General features: G+C 34.6%; 10 protein-coding genes. 1 reads left to right on the top strand and 9 read right to left on the bottom strand.

The features are described 5' to 3' along the window. Positions 1-185: 185 nt before the first annotated feature. The 3 genes from RWL86_RS04605 to RWL86_RS04595 all read right to left on the bottom strand — a co-directional run bounded on the left by RWL86_RS04605 (position 186) and on the right by RWL86_RS04595 (position 9,243). Positions 186-7,022: a mucin-binding protein gene (locus RWL86_RS04605; protein ID WP_314077392.1), complete on the bottom strand. Its 6,837-nt coding sequence runs from the start codon at positions 7,020-7,022 to the stop codon at positions 186-188. Between the two features lie 225 nt (positions 7,023-7,247). Next, on the bottom strand, positions 7,248-8,975 hold the full coding sequence (gene ptsP / locus RWL86_RS04600) for a phosphoenolpyruvate--protein phosphotransferase (RefSeq protein WP_314077391.1): 1,728 nt from the start codon (positions 8,973-8,975) through the stop codon (positions 7,248-7,250). 1 nt (position 8,976) lies between these two features. Beyond that, positions 8,977-9,243 (bottom strand): phosphocarrier protein HPr, encoded by a 267-nt coding sequence (locus RWL86_RS04595; protein ID WP_314077390.1) that lies wholly within the window; start codon positions 9,241-9,243, stop codon positions 8,977-8,979. A gap of 273 nt (positions 9,244-9,516) precedes the next feature. On the opposite strand from RWL86_RS04595, the gene RWL86_RS04590 reads away from it, so the two are divergent. Further along, on the top strand, positions 9,517-9,816 hold the full coding sequence (locus RWL86_RS04590) for a DUF1827 family protein (protein ID WP_314077389.1): 300 nt from the start codon (positions 9,517-9,519) through the stop codon (positions 9,814-9,816). 80 nt (positions 9,817-9,896) lie between these two features. Here RWL86_RS04590 and pyrE read toward each other — a convergent pair whose 3' ends face one another. From pyrE to RWL86_RS04560, 6 genes are read right to left on the bottom strand one after another with little or no spacing between them, the layout of a single operon-like run. Next, a complete protein-coding gene (gene pyrE, locus RWL86_RS04585; protein WP_314077388.1) occupies positions 9,897-10,514 on the bottom strand; it encodes an orotate phosphoribosyltransferase in 618 nt (205 codons plus the stop codon). 11 nt (positions 10,515-10,525) lie between these two features. Next, positions 10,526-11,224 carry an orotidine-5'-phosphate decarboxylase gene (pyrF, locus tag RWL86_RS04580; protein ID WP_314077387.1) on the bottom strand — a complete coding sequence of 233 codons (699 nt, stop codon included), beginning with the start codon at positions 11,222-11,224 and terminating at the stop codon, positions 10,526-10,528. An 11-nt stretch (positions 11,225-11,235) separates the two neighbouring features. After that, on the bottom strand, positions 11,236-12,150 hold the full coding sequence (locus RWL86_RS04575; RefSeq protein WP_314077386.1) for a dihydroorotate dehydrogenase: 915 nt from the start codon (positions 12,148-12,150) through the stop codon (positions 11,236-11,238). Positions 12,151-12,159: 9 nt separating this feature from the next. Continuing rightward, positions 12,160-12,951, bottom strand: a complete 792-nt coding sequence (locus RWL86_RS04570) for a dihydroorotate dehydrogenase electron transfer subunit (protein ID WP_314077414.1) — start codon at positions 12,949-12,951, stop codon at positions 12,160-12,162. A gap of 30 nt (positions 12,952-12,981) precedes the next feature. Further along, positions 12,982-14,265, bottom strand: a complete 1,284-nt coding sequence (locus RWL86_RS04565) for a dihydroorotase (protein WP_314077385.1) — start codon at positions 14,263-14,265, stop codon at positions 12,982-12,984. A 14-nt stretch (positions 14,266-14,279) separates the two neighbouring features. Then, positions 14,280-15,161 carry an aspartate carbamoyltransferase catalytic subunit gene (locus RWL86_RS04560; protein WP_314077384.1) on the bottom strand — a complete coding sequence of 294 codons (882 nt, stop codon included), beginning with the start codon at positions 15,159-15,161 and terminating at the stop codon, positions 14,280-14,282. Positions 15,162-15,610 lie beyond the last annotated feature (449 nt).

Raw genomic sequence — 15,610 nt, 5'->3', positions numbered from 1 at the left:
TTATTCACTTTAACAATTAAAAAGGAATTAAGCAACCTAATGCTGCTTAATTTCTTCACTAAAATTGTTTCATCAGCTCTATTTGACAAAGAACCTATCTTTCACAACAAAAAAGCAGCTCTCTCCTCATTAGGAAAGAGCTGCTGGCATCCGCTTGCTACTATACTAAGAAGTCATTTAAATAATTATTCTTCCTCTTCCTTTTTCTTACCTGGAACGACTAATCCTAATCCTGCAAGAATTGCACTTGCTGCCGCACCAAAGATTGCAAACTCATTGCCTGTACCAGTATTTGGTAATTCACGCATTGGAGTGTGATCACCATTATTTGATGGTGTTCCATTATTGTTTCCGTTGTTATCTCCATTATCTGCAGGTGTTACAGGTTTTGGAGTTTCTGGATTTGGTTTTGGCTCTGGTTTAGGTTCCGGTTGTGGCGCTGGAGCTGGGTTTGGAACCGGAGTAGGATTTGGACCTGGGTAAGGTTTTGGATTCGGTTGAGGTTGAGGAGGTTTTGGTTTAAACTCATCATCCTTCGGATTATTCGGTACGTACTCAATTGGTGTATCCTTCGTTGGATCATTTGGTACTGGAGGTACTTCATATCCTTTAGTTGGATCTTTTGGATCGATCGGTTTCAACGGTACAAGTGGGTTAGTGTTTGGATCTACTGGTTTAGTTGGATCTTTCGGCACTTGTGGTGTTGTTCCTGGGATATGAGGAATCACTGGTACTTTTGGACTATTTGGATCTTGTGGATCTGTTGGTTTCGTTGGACTTGGTGGTACAACTTTACCTGGTTCACCTGGTACATTATCATACGGTGTTGGAGTTGGTGGTGTTACACCTTCTGGTACTTTCGGTACAAGTTTTCCAACTGGCACGTAAACCACTTTGATGTTTTCATCTTTAGAGTTTTCAGTTAAGTTTTCAGTAGCTGCTACTTCTTTTTGAGATGCATCTTTCAGAACATAACCTGGAACTACTGGCGATGTTACTTTATCAAATGTAGTATCGTTGTTCACTGAAGTCCAGTTTCCATATTCGATACTACCTATTACAACATTAATCTTAGCTGTACGAGTGAACGTTACTTTGTCAGTTGCTTTATCTGCTACTTCTTTATCTGTACCATCTTCTACATAAGTGATTGTACGAGTAACATGTTTAGTCGTATTTAGCTTATCGATTAATTCTTTCGTCCATTTTGGTCCGTCAGGATTCTTAGGATCAATTGGCTCACCTGGTTTTGGTGTGTTTGGATCGTTCGGGTTAGTTGGGTCAAATGGTGGAACGTCCTGGATATGTTGTGTTAACACTACAGTGTATTCTTGATCTTTTCCAGAATCTTTATCGAAGTTTCCGTTGTTATCTTTACCGTAGTTGTTGCTTACTAGATCATATCCTTTAGCTATTAACTTAGCAATTTCTGTAGTTACTTCTGTTGCTTTCGTTAATGGATCACCTGAATTACCAGTTTCTACGATGTTGTTAACACCAGGAATTAGGTTTCCACTTGGATCTACAAATTTCGTTACTGCTTTTTGAGTATCTTTTTCGTAATTGATTTCAGTGTTTTCCGTTGGTGTCTTAGGTGTTGGTGGTACATATCCTTTTGTTGGATCCGTTGGATCTACTGGTTTCAGTGGGTTTCCATTTGGATCTTTTGGTGTTGTACCTGGGATATGTGGAATCACTGGTACTTTTGGACTATTTGGATCTTGTGGATCTGTTGGTTTCGTTGGACTTGGTGGTACAACTTTACCTGGTTCACCTGGTACATTTTCGTATGGTGTTGGTGTTACCGGAGTTGGTGGTGTTACACCTTCAGGTACTTTCGGTACAAGTTTTCCTACTGGTACGTATCTAACTTTTAGATCTTGGTTAGCTGAGTCTACAGTTAAGTCTGTTGTAGATGCTTTAACTTTAGATCCATCAGCTTCTACTAAGTCACCTTGTGTATCTTGGTTAGGTTTTACAACATATCCTTTAACAACTGGTGATTTAACTTCTGCAAATTTAGCTGTACCTGCAGCTGTCCATCCGCTTGTAATGTCTGTTGCTGGTACATCTGCAATACCGTCACCTGTTGTATCATATCCTACTACTGAACCATCTTTTGGATTTACAACTACTGTACGTGTGAAGCTTACTTTATTCGTTACTTTTGGAGCTTCAGTTGTAGATACTTCTTCATCTGTACCGTCTTTAACGTAAGTAATTGTACGAGTTACTGACTTGATGTTGTTTAGTTTATCAAGAGCATCTTTCGTCCATTTTGGTCCATCAGGATTCTTAGGATCAATTGGGTCTCCTGGGTTAGGGTTCTTAGGATCTTCGTTAGGGTTTTGTGGAGTTGTTGGTGTTACTGGAACTGTCTTAGCTACGGTTACCAAGAAGTCTTGATCAACTCTTGGATCATTATCGAAATTCTTATCTGTCGCTGTTACAAATCCGTCAGTAACTAATTCATATCCAAGTTTTTTCAATTCTGCGAGTTTAGCTTCTGTTGTATATTGGATTGGTTCTCCAGATTTACCTTCTAACTCATCTTTGTGAAGAACAGTGTTTGTTCCGTCAACAACATACTTAACTGTTGCTTTTTGGTTTACTTTCACTAACACGATTCTTGTGTCTTCTCCTGGTTTTGATGGAGTAACTACTTTTCCTTCTGGGTTGAATCCTGGTACGTCTTGTTTTGGTTTGATTTCATATCCGTCTGGAATTTCTGGAATTGGTGTTTCTCCTCCAACTGTTGGATCATTTGGATTGTTTTTATAAGTAGGTTTTGGTGTGTTTGGAATTTCATTTCCACCTTCGTCCACTAAGATTACTTTTCCTAATGGTTTATACACTACTTTATCACTTGCTTCTGGTTCTGTTGGAGTTACCTTTTTTCCTCCTGCTTGTGCTTTATCCGCATAGTATCCTTCTACTTTTGGTGTTGTTACGACTCCATAAGTATGTGTCTCTTCATTCCATGTTGTTACATTTGTAACTTTGTTTGTTTTTCCAGTGAATGTGTAATCTGTTTGTTCGTTAGGCGCTGGTGTGTTTTCTCCTGCTCCTTCGTACGTTACCGTTTGTTTTGTTGCTACTGTTTTTGTATCCGCAGCTTGTGGATACTTCACGACTACTTCTGTATCTTCCATTGTTGGTTTTACTGGCACTGACTCTACACTTGGTTTATCTGGTGTTCCATATTTTTCTACTGTTGGTGAAGCTTGCTCTTTCCAACTTCCTTGTGTCCATGTTCCTTCTTCAAGTGTATTTGTTACTTTGTTTCGTTTATTTGTTCTTGTTAGTGTAACAGTTTGTACTACTTTTGGTGATACTTCTTTAGTTTCGTTACTTGCATCTACATACTTAATTGTACGTGTGATTGTTTTTGTTTCTTTTTCGTCTTCTTTTGCCTGTGGATACTTCACGACTACTTCTGTATCTTCCATTGTTGGTGTCACTGCCACTGACTCTACACTTGTTTTATCTGGTGTTCCATAGTTTGTTACAGTTGGTGATGCTTGTTCTGCCCAATTTCCTGGGTCCCCTACAATCCATGTTCCTTCTTCAAGTGTATTTGTTACTTTGTTTCGTTTGTTTGTTCTTGTTAGTGTAACAGTTTGTACTACTTTTGGTGATACTTCTTTAGTTTCGTTACTTGCATCTACATACTTAATTGTACGTGTGATTGTTTTTGTTTCTGGAACATTTTCATACAAAGTATCATAAACATAAGTTACATTGATTTCTTCACTGTTAACAACACCTTCAACCGGAGCCGAAGTTTCTTTGACTCTCATATATCTATAGGCTATGTCATTATATGTAAATTCATCAGGACGATATTCTTCTGTATCTACATTATAATCTTTTGTATAAGCTCTTTTTTCAATAGCTGTTATTGTTGGTTTAATCGTATTTCCTTGCATATCTTCATATGCAATTTTAACAGCTCCAGTTTTTATATTTTCTATTTTAATAGTAACAGAAGCTACATTCGCCTCATTATATATTTCTTCTGCATTTGTTTTTGCTGCTGCTGAAATATAAGCTACCTGTTTATCTTTTGCATCTTTAGAAATTCTTGCTGGTACTAAAAATTCATTTGATAATCCCGGATTTAATGTAGTTCCTTGATTAGAAACAAACTTAACTGCTGTAACCTTGCTCCAATCAGTCACTTGATCAGCTGTTAAAGTTGTTGCTGTAGCAACTTCATTTGCATTTCCATTAATTGGAGAAGTTGAGTAGTATGCTGTCCATCCTGCAGGAGCTATTGCTTCTCCTGTAGCTTCCACATCAAATGCAGAATTACGTGCTATACTTGTATCAACAATATTCTTGTCCCCTTGTTTAGGTAATGTCACAAGCACTTCATTATTCGATAATTTTGAATTATCTGTATTTGATAATGTAAAACGATATGTCACATCTGTTTTTGGAGCTAAATTCTGTAACGATGTTGTGTAACCTTCTCGTTGATCATTTTTATCGGTTACATCTACGTGTAATCGTGTCGCTGATGTATTACTTATAGGAATTTCATAAGTGAAAGTTGATGTATTGATAATTGTCTTATCTCCATCAAACTCATTATTAGGATTTAATCCATGTAGGAATCTATTTTCATCCCAAACTAATGTGTATTTCAAACGATAACTACCCGTTTGAACCCACTGTGCTACATTAAACTCTAAATTTGGAGTTACATTCTCACGAGTATTTGAATCCTTTGGATCAATAATCAATACCCGTTTACCAGTATTTTGATAATTATCATCTTTAGTTACAAGTGGGCTATCTCCTGCATAACTAAAGCCATCCGGCAATTCCACAATAATTTTAGGATTCTTCGCTCCAAGATAATCTAATTTTTTATCAGTAGTAGCAAGGTGTGATGTCAATGTACTATATACACGATTCCCTAAACCTGAAGGTGAGTAATCATAAGCTTCTATTCCAGAACTTAATGATTGTGTTTTATTCCCTGCTAGAACCGTTTCTATTTTCCCAGTTCTCGATGTCAGTTTTAAAGCTGTTCTAGTATCTGCTAAAATCGTTTTAGAAATACTTGTATTGACCACATCTGTATCTTGAGTTGAAACTTTTGCAGTAACGATACTCTTAGCTTCTTTTCCTTCTAAAACCATTTGTTTAGCTTTTTCTAAGCCTTTTAAGTTTTGATGTAAATAAATACCCGCCTGGCTTAGCGTGTCATTTGTAAAGGTCATCTCACCTTTTGGTTTTAATAAAACTCGGGTTGTACCTTCAGGTAAATCTATTGATGTACCTCCATTCTTTTTAAAGGCAATTTCCCCTAACTTCGTTTCCGTTTTACCATTTACAGTATATACTTCAAAAGTATTGCTTGTTCCTAGATTATCTGGCGCATACCAAGCTGCATATGCTCCATTCTTATTCCAAGTCCCATAAAATTCAATTGATCTCTTTTGATCAAAATCACTATCAATCGTTAATTCAACTTCCTTAACTTTTGTTGGAGTATCTACACTTCTCCAGAAAACAATAATTCTCTTATCATCTGTTTCCGTATTAATTCCAGGAATTGCTATATTCACTCTATTTTCATGATTTTGTTCATTAGTATAGTTATTAATTACTAATGGAGGTTGTGCTCCTGCTACATTTGGCGTTGCTCCATCTCCGTTATCTTTATATGGATTCACAGCCTTCACAACTAACGAAGTTGTTCCTTGACTTGTATTTGTTTCTCCTGATTTATCTGTATAAGTTACATTGTCTGTAAATGTAAATTCTTTTCCTTTTAAAAACTCTTCTAAGGTTCCTGTTTGACGCATGTTTAAGCGAAGTGTATCATCACTAGTATTATTTCCTTGATCAAATACAGGTTTCGCATCTGGTATTATTCTTGTATAACGAGCAATATTTCCTTCCTGTGTCCATCCTGCATTCTTAGATGTTTCTGATACTATAGCTCCTGTCGGTAAAGTAATAGCATGTTGTATTTTATTGACAGCAGCAACTTCTTTATTTAATGTCGTTAATTTTAAAACTAATTCTTTATTCTTAGTTTCATCAATAGAGTCGCCGGGTGCATTTGTGTTAAATAAAGCTAAATCTCTAGCACCACTTTCACTGTCCACATGAATACTAGCATATCCACTCTTATTTGTATTTGCTACCACTGACTTAGTAGTCTTTTCAGGTGAAATTGGATTCCCATTTTTATCCATCACTTGAGAAGTGATAGAAGTTTGAGAATTACGGCCAGTTCTATATTTATCAAATTTATAACTAATATTGAAATTACCATAAGAACCACTTGGAACTTCTCCAGTATAAATCTTATACTGTGTATCCGTTACTTTTTCCACTCTTAAAGCTGTACCAAATTGTACATCAGTAATAGGTTCATTCTCAGGTAAATTCACTAAAATATAAGAACCTTCTTCTAATTTTGAAGGAGCTGATACATCTAATCTAAATGTTGAGATGATCTGTTCTCCTACATTATATTCTGTTTGATTTCCTACTATATGACCTTGTAAACTAACTTTATTTTCAGTTGTTGGTTGTGTTTGATTAGAAGTCGCTAATGTACTATTTGAAGTACCAGCTTCTCTTGTATTAGTTACAGATTCTGTTGTTGAACTCGGTTGGTTGGTTGCAGCAACTGGTACATATGTAATTTTATATTTATTATTTCCAATAGATTGTAGGCTTGTTGCAGTAAATCCTGGATAATCTTTCTTTAATTGATCAAGATTTTCTGAAAATTTTGATTTTAAAATAGCAACATCTTCTACTACTCCACCTGGTTTCTCATGAGTCACCATTACAAATTCTTGCGTATCTACTACTTCTGAATTACCTGTTCCAGTTCTGTTAAATCCGCCTTCTTCCGCATAGACAGCAGTTATTGGAGTCAAACTCAATCCAATAGCCATTGTAGAAATTGCCACACTTGCCACTCCTACTTTAAACTTTCTTATACTAAACCTTTGTTGAAATTGAAAAAATCGTTTTGATTCTTGATTCATTACGCTCTCCTAATATCATCTTTATTTATATCTTTAATTATATTTTTCTCAATAAAATGCTAGTAATTAATCATAATTTTATTAAACAATAGCCTTTTATTGTAAATTAAATACAAAAAAATTACAAACATTTTCCATATTTGGTAAATATTTGTAAAGTATCTGTAAATTATTTTGAAATAACAAAAAAAGAGTGAGATTTCTCTCACTCCAAATCATTTCAAATTATAGTTTTGAAACTGCTTCTTCAACTAAAGCTTCAACTTCTTGTACTGTTGCACATTCATTGATGGCTTTATCTGCTAATGCTTTCATATCTTCTAATGTTAATTTAGAAATTAAGCTACGTGTTTTTAATACGCTTGATGCAGACATTGAGAACTCATCTAAGCCTAAACCAACAAGTAATGGTACAGCTGTTTGATCTCCAGCCATTTCTCCACACATTCCAGCCCATTTACCTTCTTTATGAGCTGAATCAATAACATGTTTAATTAATGTTAAGATTGATGGATTATATGGTTGGTATAAGTATGAAACGCGTTCGTTCATACGGTCAGCAGCCATTGTATATTGGATTAAGTCATTTGTTCCAATACTGAAGAAATCAACTTCTTTTGCAAATTGATGTGCTAATACTGCTGCTGCAGGAATTTCAATCATAATCCCTACTTGAATGTCATCGCTAACTGCAACACCTTCTGCAACTAATTTAGCTTTTTCTTCTAATAATAATGCTTTTGCTCCACGGAAATCGTTTAATGTCGCAATCATTGGGAACATGATACGTAATTTTCCATAAACTGATGCACGTAATAATGCACGTAATTGTGTACGGAACATTTCAGGTTCATTTAATGAAATACGAATCGCACGGTATCCTAAGAATGGATTCATTTCGTGTGGTAATGGTAAGTATGGTAATTCTTTATCCCCACCAATGTCCATTGTACGAACAACAACAGGTTTACCATTCATGCCTTCTAATACTGCTTTATAAGCCTCAAATTGATCTTCTTCAGTTGGCATATCATGAGAATCCATGTATAAGAATTCTGTACGGTATAAACCAACACCTTCAGCACCATTATGGATTACTCCTTCTAAATCTTTTGGAGTCCCAATATTTGCTGCTAATTCAACTTGATGACCATCTTTTGTAAATGTATCAGCATCTTTTAATTTTTCCCATTCAGCTTGTTGCGCTGCAAATGCTTCTGCTTTAGCACGGTATTCAGCAACTACATCTTCAGAAGGATTTAAGAATACATCTCCTGATAAACCATCAATAATGATTAAATCACCATCTTTAGCTAATGATGTAATTTCTTTTGTACCTACAATAGCAGGAATTTCTAATGAACGAGCCATAATCGCTGAGTGAGAAGTACGTCCACCGATATCTGTTACGAACGCCTTAACATATTGACGATTTAATTGAGCTGTATCACTTGGAGTTAAGTCACCAGCGACAACTACTACTTCATCTTTGATTGTAGCAGGACTAGGAATTTTAACACCTAATAAATTCGCTAAAATACGTTTTGAAACGTCACGAATATCTGCTGCACGTTCTTGCATGTATGGATTATCTTCCATTCCAGCAAAAATGCTAATAAACATATCTGAAACTTCTTTTAAAGCATGTTCAGCATTAACTTTTTGAGAAGTAATCGCATCTTTTACTTGACCTACTAATTCAGGGTCACTTAAAACCATTAAGTGAGCTTCAAATACTTGAGCTTCTTCTTCTCCAAGATTTTTTAATGCTGTTTCTTTGATTAATTCAATCTCTTTTGTTGAAACTACTAAAGCTTCTTCTAAACGTGAGATTTCATTATCTGTGTCTTCTACACTAATTTTTGTAAAGCTTAAATCTGGCTCAGTTAATGTATAAACTTTTGCGATTGCAATACCATCACTGGCTGCAATACCTTGTAAAGTTGGTTTCATATTACTCAGCTAATCCTTCTTTTTTCATTGTTTCTTCGATTCCAGCAAGAGCTTCTGCTGCATCTTCACCATCAGCTGTAATCACTACGTCAGCACCTTGACCAACACCTAATGACATAACGCCCATGATTGATTTTAAGTTAACAGATTTACCTTTGTATTCTAATTGAATATCTGAAGCAAATTTGCTAGCTGTTTGAACTAATAATGTCGCTGGACGAGCGTGAATTCCTGTTTCTGCAATTACGTGATATTCTTTCTTTTCCATGAAAAAAAACTCCTTTAAATATAAATTTTTTATTAAGGATTGTACCCTTACTAGTAGACCTAGCAAACGTATACACTCCTCTCATTTAATTAGGTTACCATGTTTTTATGAATTTAACAACTATTTCTATCCATATTTTAATAAATTTTTTATCATCATTTACTATTTCATCTTCTAGATTATGTTTTTTCATTTTTTTGAACTTTAATAATGAATTTTTCAGAAAAAAAGAGTATAATAATAGAAAGAGATTACAGTAAAGGGTGTATGAAAATGAAGTTAATTGATATTACTAATAGTCACTTAAAACTTGTTAAAGAACAATTAGCCAATACGGATGCATTTTTTGTAAAAGTGTATTCATTAGGACAAACTACCGTTATTTATGAGGACGCTGCTACTCATAAAGATATCGTTATTCTCAACCGTAAGCGTCGTGTAAAAGACAATGAAATTGAATTTGTTGTTCATCGTTTACTTCATACCACTTGCGAAGGTTTAGATATTATTTACGCAGATAACTTTGTTGAAATTAGTATTCCAGTAGAGAAACCAAAAATAAACTTTTCTTAAAATGTTTTAAAGAACACCTGTACTGTTACCATTACGAATAAAAAAAACGAGATTGAGCTTTCCAATCTCGTTTTTTTATTTTAATTTAATTCATTCCGCCACTCTAATAATTTTTCCACATCATCTTGGTGAATATAATCTATCGCAACAGCTTCCTCTACCAAAACAGGATAATTAGTTAGGGTAATATACTCTACCCCTGCCTCTTCAAAAGCAGCTTGCGCTTTCTTTAATTCATAACTAAAGATGGCTACCACGCCTAACACTTCAGCACCAGCTTCTCTTAGAGCTTTTGCGACTTTTAAAGAGGATAAACCTGTAGAAATTAAATCTTCAATAATAACTACTTTTTGTCCTTCTAATACTCTTCCTTCAATTTGATTGGTTTTTCCATGTTTTTTTGCAGAATCTCGAACATAAATCATCGGTAAATCTAACAATTCACTGACCCAAGCAGCATGAGGAATACCTGCTGTTGCCGTTCCAGCTATAACTTCTACTGCTGGATATTTTTCTTTTATGACTTCTACCATTCCTACAGCAATTTCTCTACGAATACTTGGATAAGACATTGTAATTCGATTATCACAATAAATTGGTGATTTAATACCTGATGTCCATGTAAAATAATCATTTGGTCTTAATGCTACTGCTTCAATGGCTAATAATTCTTTAGCAAGTTTACGTTCTAATGTCATACTCTTCTCCTTTATTTTGTAAATTGTTCTTTAATAAAATGATACACTTCTACTGGATTTTCTGCTTTTGTAATAGAACGACCTACAACGATATGCGTACTTCCTTCAAGACTTGCAACTTTAGGAGTTGCTACACGTTTTTGATCGCCCACTTCATCTGTTTCAAGTCGAATCCCTGGAGTCACTTTTAAAAAGTCTTCTCCACAATTTTCAGTAATTTTCCCTGCTTCCCAAACAGATGAAACAACTCCATCTAATCCTGCTTGTTTTGCTAACTTCGCATAATGAATGACACTTTCCTCTAATGAAAGAGGGATACATTGATACTCTCTCATATCTTGTTCTGAAGTAGAAGTTAATTGAGTTATGGCAATAACATTTGTGTCAAAGCTTCCACCATCGACCATCCCTTGTTTAGCTGCTTTCAACATTTCATAGCCACCTGCAGCATGTACCGTTAAAATATCCACATGAAACTGAGCCAATCCTTTTGCAGCCCCATAAACCGTATTAGGAATATCATGTAATTTTAAGTCCAAAAAGATTTTATGTCCTAATTTTTTTATTTGCTCAACAACTACTTGTCCATTTTGTAAATATAATTCTAAGCCAATTTTTACAAATAATTTCTCGCCTCCAAATTTTTCTAAAAAAGCTAATGATTCCTCCACTGTTGGAAAATCTAATGCAACAATGACTTCTTTTTTCATCCCACCACTCCTTATTTATAAGCTCTTCCACGTAATTCTAGTAAATGATGCACTCCTAGTTCATCAAGAACACCTTCTAATCGGTCAATAATTTTTGGACAAACATACGGATCTGTAAAGTTTGCTGTTCCAACTGCCACCGCACTTGCTCCTGCTGAAATAAAATCAATCACATCCCATTCATCCATAATACCACCCATTCCAATAATAGGGATATTGACTGCTTGCGACACTAAATAGACCATTCGAATGGCTACAGGTTTGATTGCTGGTCCAGATAATCCACCCGTTACGTTCGCAATAATGGGCTTCCCTGTTTTTCTATCTAAACGAATCCCTACTAATGTATTGATCATCGTGATTCCGTCTGCTCCGCCTTCTTCAACGGCTTTTGCCATTGATACAATATCCGTTACATTAGGGGATAGTTTTACATAGACAGGTACGCTAGAAGCCGCTTTTACTTTTTCTGTTAATGTTCTGGCAATACATGGATCTGTTCCAAATTGAATTCCCCCATGTTTTACATTTGGACAGGAAATATTTAATTCTAATGCATGAACATTGGGAGCTTTACTAATATGTTCTGCAACATAAACATAGTCTTCAATTTCACTTCCAGCAACATTCGCAATAATTGGTACATCATATTTTTCTAAAGCTTTTAATTTAGTCTCCATTATTTCATGCACCCCTGGATTTTGTAACCCAATCGCATTCAACATTCCGCTAGAAGTTTCTGCTACACGAGGAGTTGGATTTCCAAATCTTGGTTCTTTTGTGGCAGCTTTAATCATAATGGCGCCTAATTTACTTAAATCATAAAAATGAGCATATTCTAAGCCAAATGCAAAGCAACCAGAGGCTGGCATAATGGGATTCTTCAAATCTAAACCTGGTAATTTCACTCGTAATCTCTCGCTCATCATTTCCTCCTATAAGGCTAACTCTCTTGTGTCATATACAGGTCCATCATAACAAACTCTTGAAATGGTGCCGTCCTTTTTCTCGCAAACACAGGCATAACAAGCTCCTACTCCACAAGCCATTCGCTCTTCTAACGATACATATCCCATTTTTTCCTCATCCATTTGAGTTAAGGCTTTTAACATGGCAAATGGTCCGCAACTAAAATATTTATGGTAGTCTACTGCATATTTTTTTATAACATCTGTTACAAAACCTTTTTCACCATAACTACCATCAGCAGTTGCGATATACGTTGTTCCAAGTTGTGCAAATTCATCTTCATAAAAAACATCTTTTCTATTATTAAAACCTAATATATGAATGGTTTGGATTCCTTTTTTCTGAAATTGTTTTGCTAATTCATATAATGGAGGAACTCCAATTCCACCACCAACTATTAGAGCTGTTTGTCCTTCTTCTAAAACATCTAAATCATAACCTTTGCCCAGTGGACCTAATATATCTACTAAATCGCCTTCTTTTAGTTCAGATATAATCTTCGTTCCAGCTCCATCTGCTCGATAGACGATGACAAATGATTTTTTTTCATGATTAATTTCGCAAATGGAAATCGGTCTTCTTAATAGAAATTCATAACTATTATTCACTTTAATATTGACAAATTGTCCAGGTGTCGTCATTTCTTGAACGATATCCCCTTGTAATTCCATTCGAAATATTTTATCCGCAATTTTTTCATTACTGATAACCCTTGTCATATAAGTATCCATACAAATACTCCTTTGCCATTTTTTCATTTGCTTATTAACTGTCAAAATCATTCATAACTATAATTCTGAGAAAACTTCCTTATCTTGATACGCAATTCTTCCTTCACATAAAGTTAACACTGGAATCCCATATATTTTCTCACCAATATACGGAGTATTACGTCCTTTTGATAAAAATTGATTTGGATCAATCTCCATTGATTTTTCTAAATCAATAACGACTAAATCTGCGAATCCATTTTCTTTTAGTCGACCATATGGCAATCCAAAGGTATCTGCTACATTTTCACTCATCTTCTTCACTAGAAAATCTAATGAAAAAACTCCTGATTTAACAAATTTTGTATAAAGTTGACTAAAAGCTGTTTCACTTCCAACAATTCCAAATGCTGCTTTTGTCATTGTTAATTCCTTTTCGTGTGGAGCATGAGGTGCATGGTCTGTAGCAATTACATCAATCGTCCCATCTAGTAATCCCGAAATTAAAGCATTGCGATCTTCAGCTGATCTTAATGGTGGATTCATTTTCCACATTCCATTATCTTCTGGGATATCCATTTCATTACTTAATAAATGATGAGGACAGACCTCACACGTTACTTTAATCCCAGCAGCTTTTGCGTCTCTAACCACTCTGACAGATTCTTTTGTAGAAACATGGCATACATGATAATGACAACCTGTCGCTTCTGCTAATAAAACATCTCGAGCAATTTGAACACTTTCGCAAACCGATGGAATACCTGGTAATTGCAATTCTCTACTTCTTCTTCCACAGTGCATACAACCACCACGAATAAGGGAATTATCTTCACAATGAGCAACAATCGCCTTATCAAGACTTGCAGCAACTTTCATTGATTCAAACATCATATTCGCATCTTGAACTCCACGACCATCATCACTAAAAGCAAATACGTAATTTGCTAGTTCTTTAAAATCAGCGTATTCCTTTCCTTGCTCTCCTTTTGTAATTGCTCCAAAAGGAATGGCACGAATCACTGAATCACATTCAATAATATCTAATTGCAATTTTAAATTTTCATAACAATCTGGAACAGGATTTAAATTTGGCATTGGCATCGCAGTCGTAAATCCACCACGTGCTGCAGCTCTTGATGCATGATAAATCGTTTCCTTATATTCAAAGCCCGGTTCTCTCCAGTGAACATGAACATCGATAAATCCAGGAGAAATAAATTTTCCTTTTAAATCTAGAACTTTTGCTTCAGTATTTTCAATTGAATCAGAAATTTGAATGATTTTTTTCCCATCAATTAAAAAATCTTTTTGAACTAAAATACCTTGTTCTAATATTTGACCATTTTTTAAAAGTAACATTTGCTTCTCCTCTTTTACAATTGATTGTCTTTAATAACTTTTTCAATCATTGCTTGTCTCATAAACATTCCATTTTTCATTTGTTCAAAAATTACTGATTTTGGAGCTTCTACTAATTCAGATGCAATTTCTACATCACGATTGACAGGAGCTGGGTGCATTACAATAGCTGTTTCTTTTAATTTTTCATATCTTTGTGGTGTTAATCCATATTGTTCATGATATTCTTCTTTTGTTAACCCCATTTTTCCAGCATGTCTTTCATGTTGTACTCGTAGTAACATACATACATCCACTTTACCGATCACTTCATCAAAATCCACTACTTCTCCAAGCGTTTCATCTTTATAAATGTCTGGACATACAAATCGAACTTTTGCTCCTAATCTTGTTAACATATGATAATTACTTTTAGCTACTCGAGAATTTTTGATATCCCCAGCAATAATAATATTTAAGTTTTCAAAAGTTCCAAATTTTTCATACATCGTCATTAAATCTAATAAGCATTGGCTAGGATGTTCTCCACTACCATCTCCACCATTTAAAATTGGAATGTTTAAATTTTTCAACTCTTCATAATAAGCATTTTGACTGTGACGAATGACTAATAGATTACAACCTAACATCTCTAAAGTTTTACAAGTGTCATATAATGTTTCACCTTTGTTTACAGAAGAAGTTGCTACTTCAAAATTAATTACTTTTAATTTATGTTTATGCTCAGCAATTTCAAAACTATGTTTTGTACGAGTAGAATTTTCAAAAAATAAATTGGCTACATATAGGTCATCTCTACTTTCAACGTGTTTTCCATTTTTTAATTCTAATCCTCGATGAATTAATTGGAACACTTCCTCATTTGTTAAATCTGCCATTTTTACAATATTTTTCATAAAATTTCCTCCTCCTGTTTATAAAAAAATACCTTGTAATCCAAAGACTACAAGGTATCCTGATTTTATTTTTAAATTTAAGTTATTATTTGAATGGTGAGGCAAAAAATCTATACTCAAATAAGCTTGTAACGTTAAATTCAATCCCTTGTTAGCCTCTCTGGACTATTTTAAAAAGATAGTGCTTATTACATTTTGTTACGAACTACTATTGCTTAGCGAAATCTTTTTGCGACATCAATTCCTTTCGTTTGAAAATGATTTGCTCATCAAAAAAATTATAAACTCTTTGCTGACCTCTCTGGATCACATTAAAGATGAGTTATTCAAATTGTCAACAGTATAAAGGAAATATTTTTCTTTGTCAATTAGGAAAAACGATTTTTTTTCAACAATGTCAAACACAAGTGATAATGTCTCAATTAAACACAAGTAAAAATGTCCCAAGT

The organism is uncultured Granulicatella sp. (genome assembly GCF_963515095.1).
Lineage (GTDB): Bacteria > Bacillota > Bacilli > Lactobacillales > Aerococcaceae > Granulicatella.
This window is presented reverse-complemented; position numbering and strand designations above follow the sequence as displayed.

Excerpts from the sequence above, each read along its gene's own strand:
- RWL86_RS04560 (WP_314077384.1), bottom strand. The coding sequence starts at position 15,161 with ATGAAAAATATTGTAAAAATGGCAGATTTAACAAATGAGGAAGTGTTC.
- pyrF (WP_314077387.1), bottom strand. The coding sequence starts at position 11,224 with ATGAAAAAAGAAGTCATTGTTGCATTAGATTTTCCAACAGTGGAGGAA.
- RWL86_RS04605 (WP_314077392.1), bottom strand. The coding sequence starts at position 7,022 with ATGAATCAAGAATCAAAACGATTTTTTCAATTTCAACAAAGGTTTAGT.
- RWL86_RS04575 (WP_314077386.1), bottom strand. The coding sequence starts at position 12,150 with ATGAGCGAGAGATTACGAGTGAAATTACCAGGTTTAGATTTGAAGAAT.
- RWL86_RS04590 (WP_314077389.1), top strand. The coding sequence starts at position 9,517 with ATGAAGTTAATTGATATTACTAATAGTCACTTAAAACTTGTTAAAGAA.
- ptsP (WP_314077391.1), bottom strand. The coding sequence starts at position 8,975 with ATGAAACCAACTTTACAAGGTATTGCAGCCAGTGATGGTATTGCAATC.
- pyrE (WP_314077388.1), bottom strand. The coding sequence starts at position 10,514 with ATGACATTAGAACGTAAACTTGCTAAAGAATTATTAGCCATTGAAGCA.
- RWL86_RS04565 (WP_314077385.1), bottom strand. The coding sequence starts at position 14,265 with ATGTTACTTTTAAAAAATGGTCAAATATTAGAACAAGGTATTTTAGTT.
- RWL86_RS04570 (WP_314077414.1), bottom strand. The coding sequence starts at position 12,951 with ATGAAAAAATGGCAAAGGAGTATTTGTATGGATACTTATATGACAAGG.
- RWL86_RS04595 (WP_314077390.1), bottom strand. The coding sequence starts at position 9,243 with ATGGAAAAGAAAGAATATCACGTAATTGCAGAAACAGGAATTCACGCT.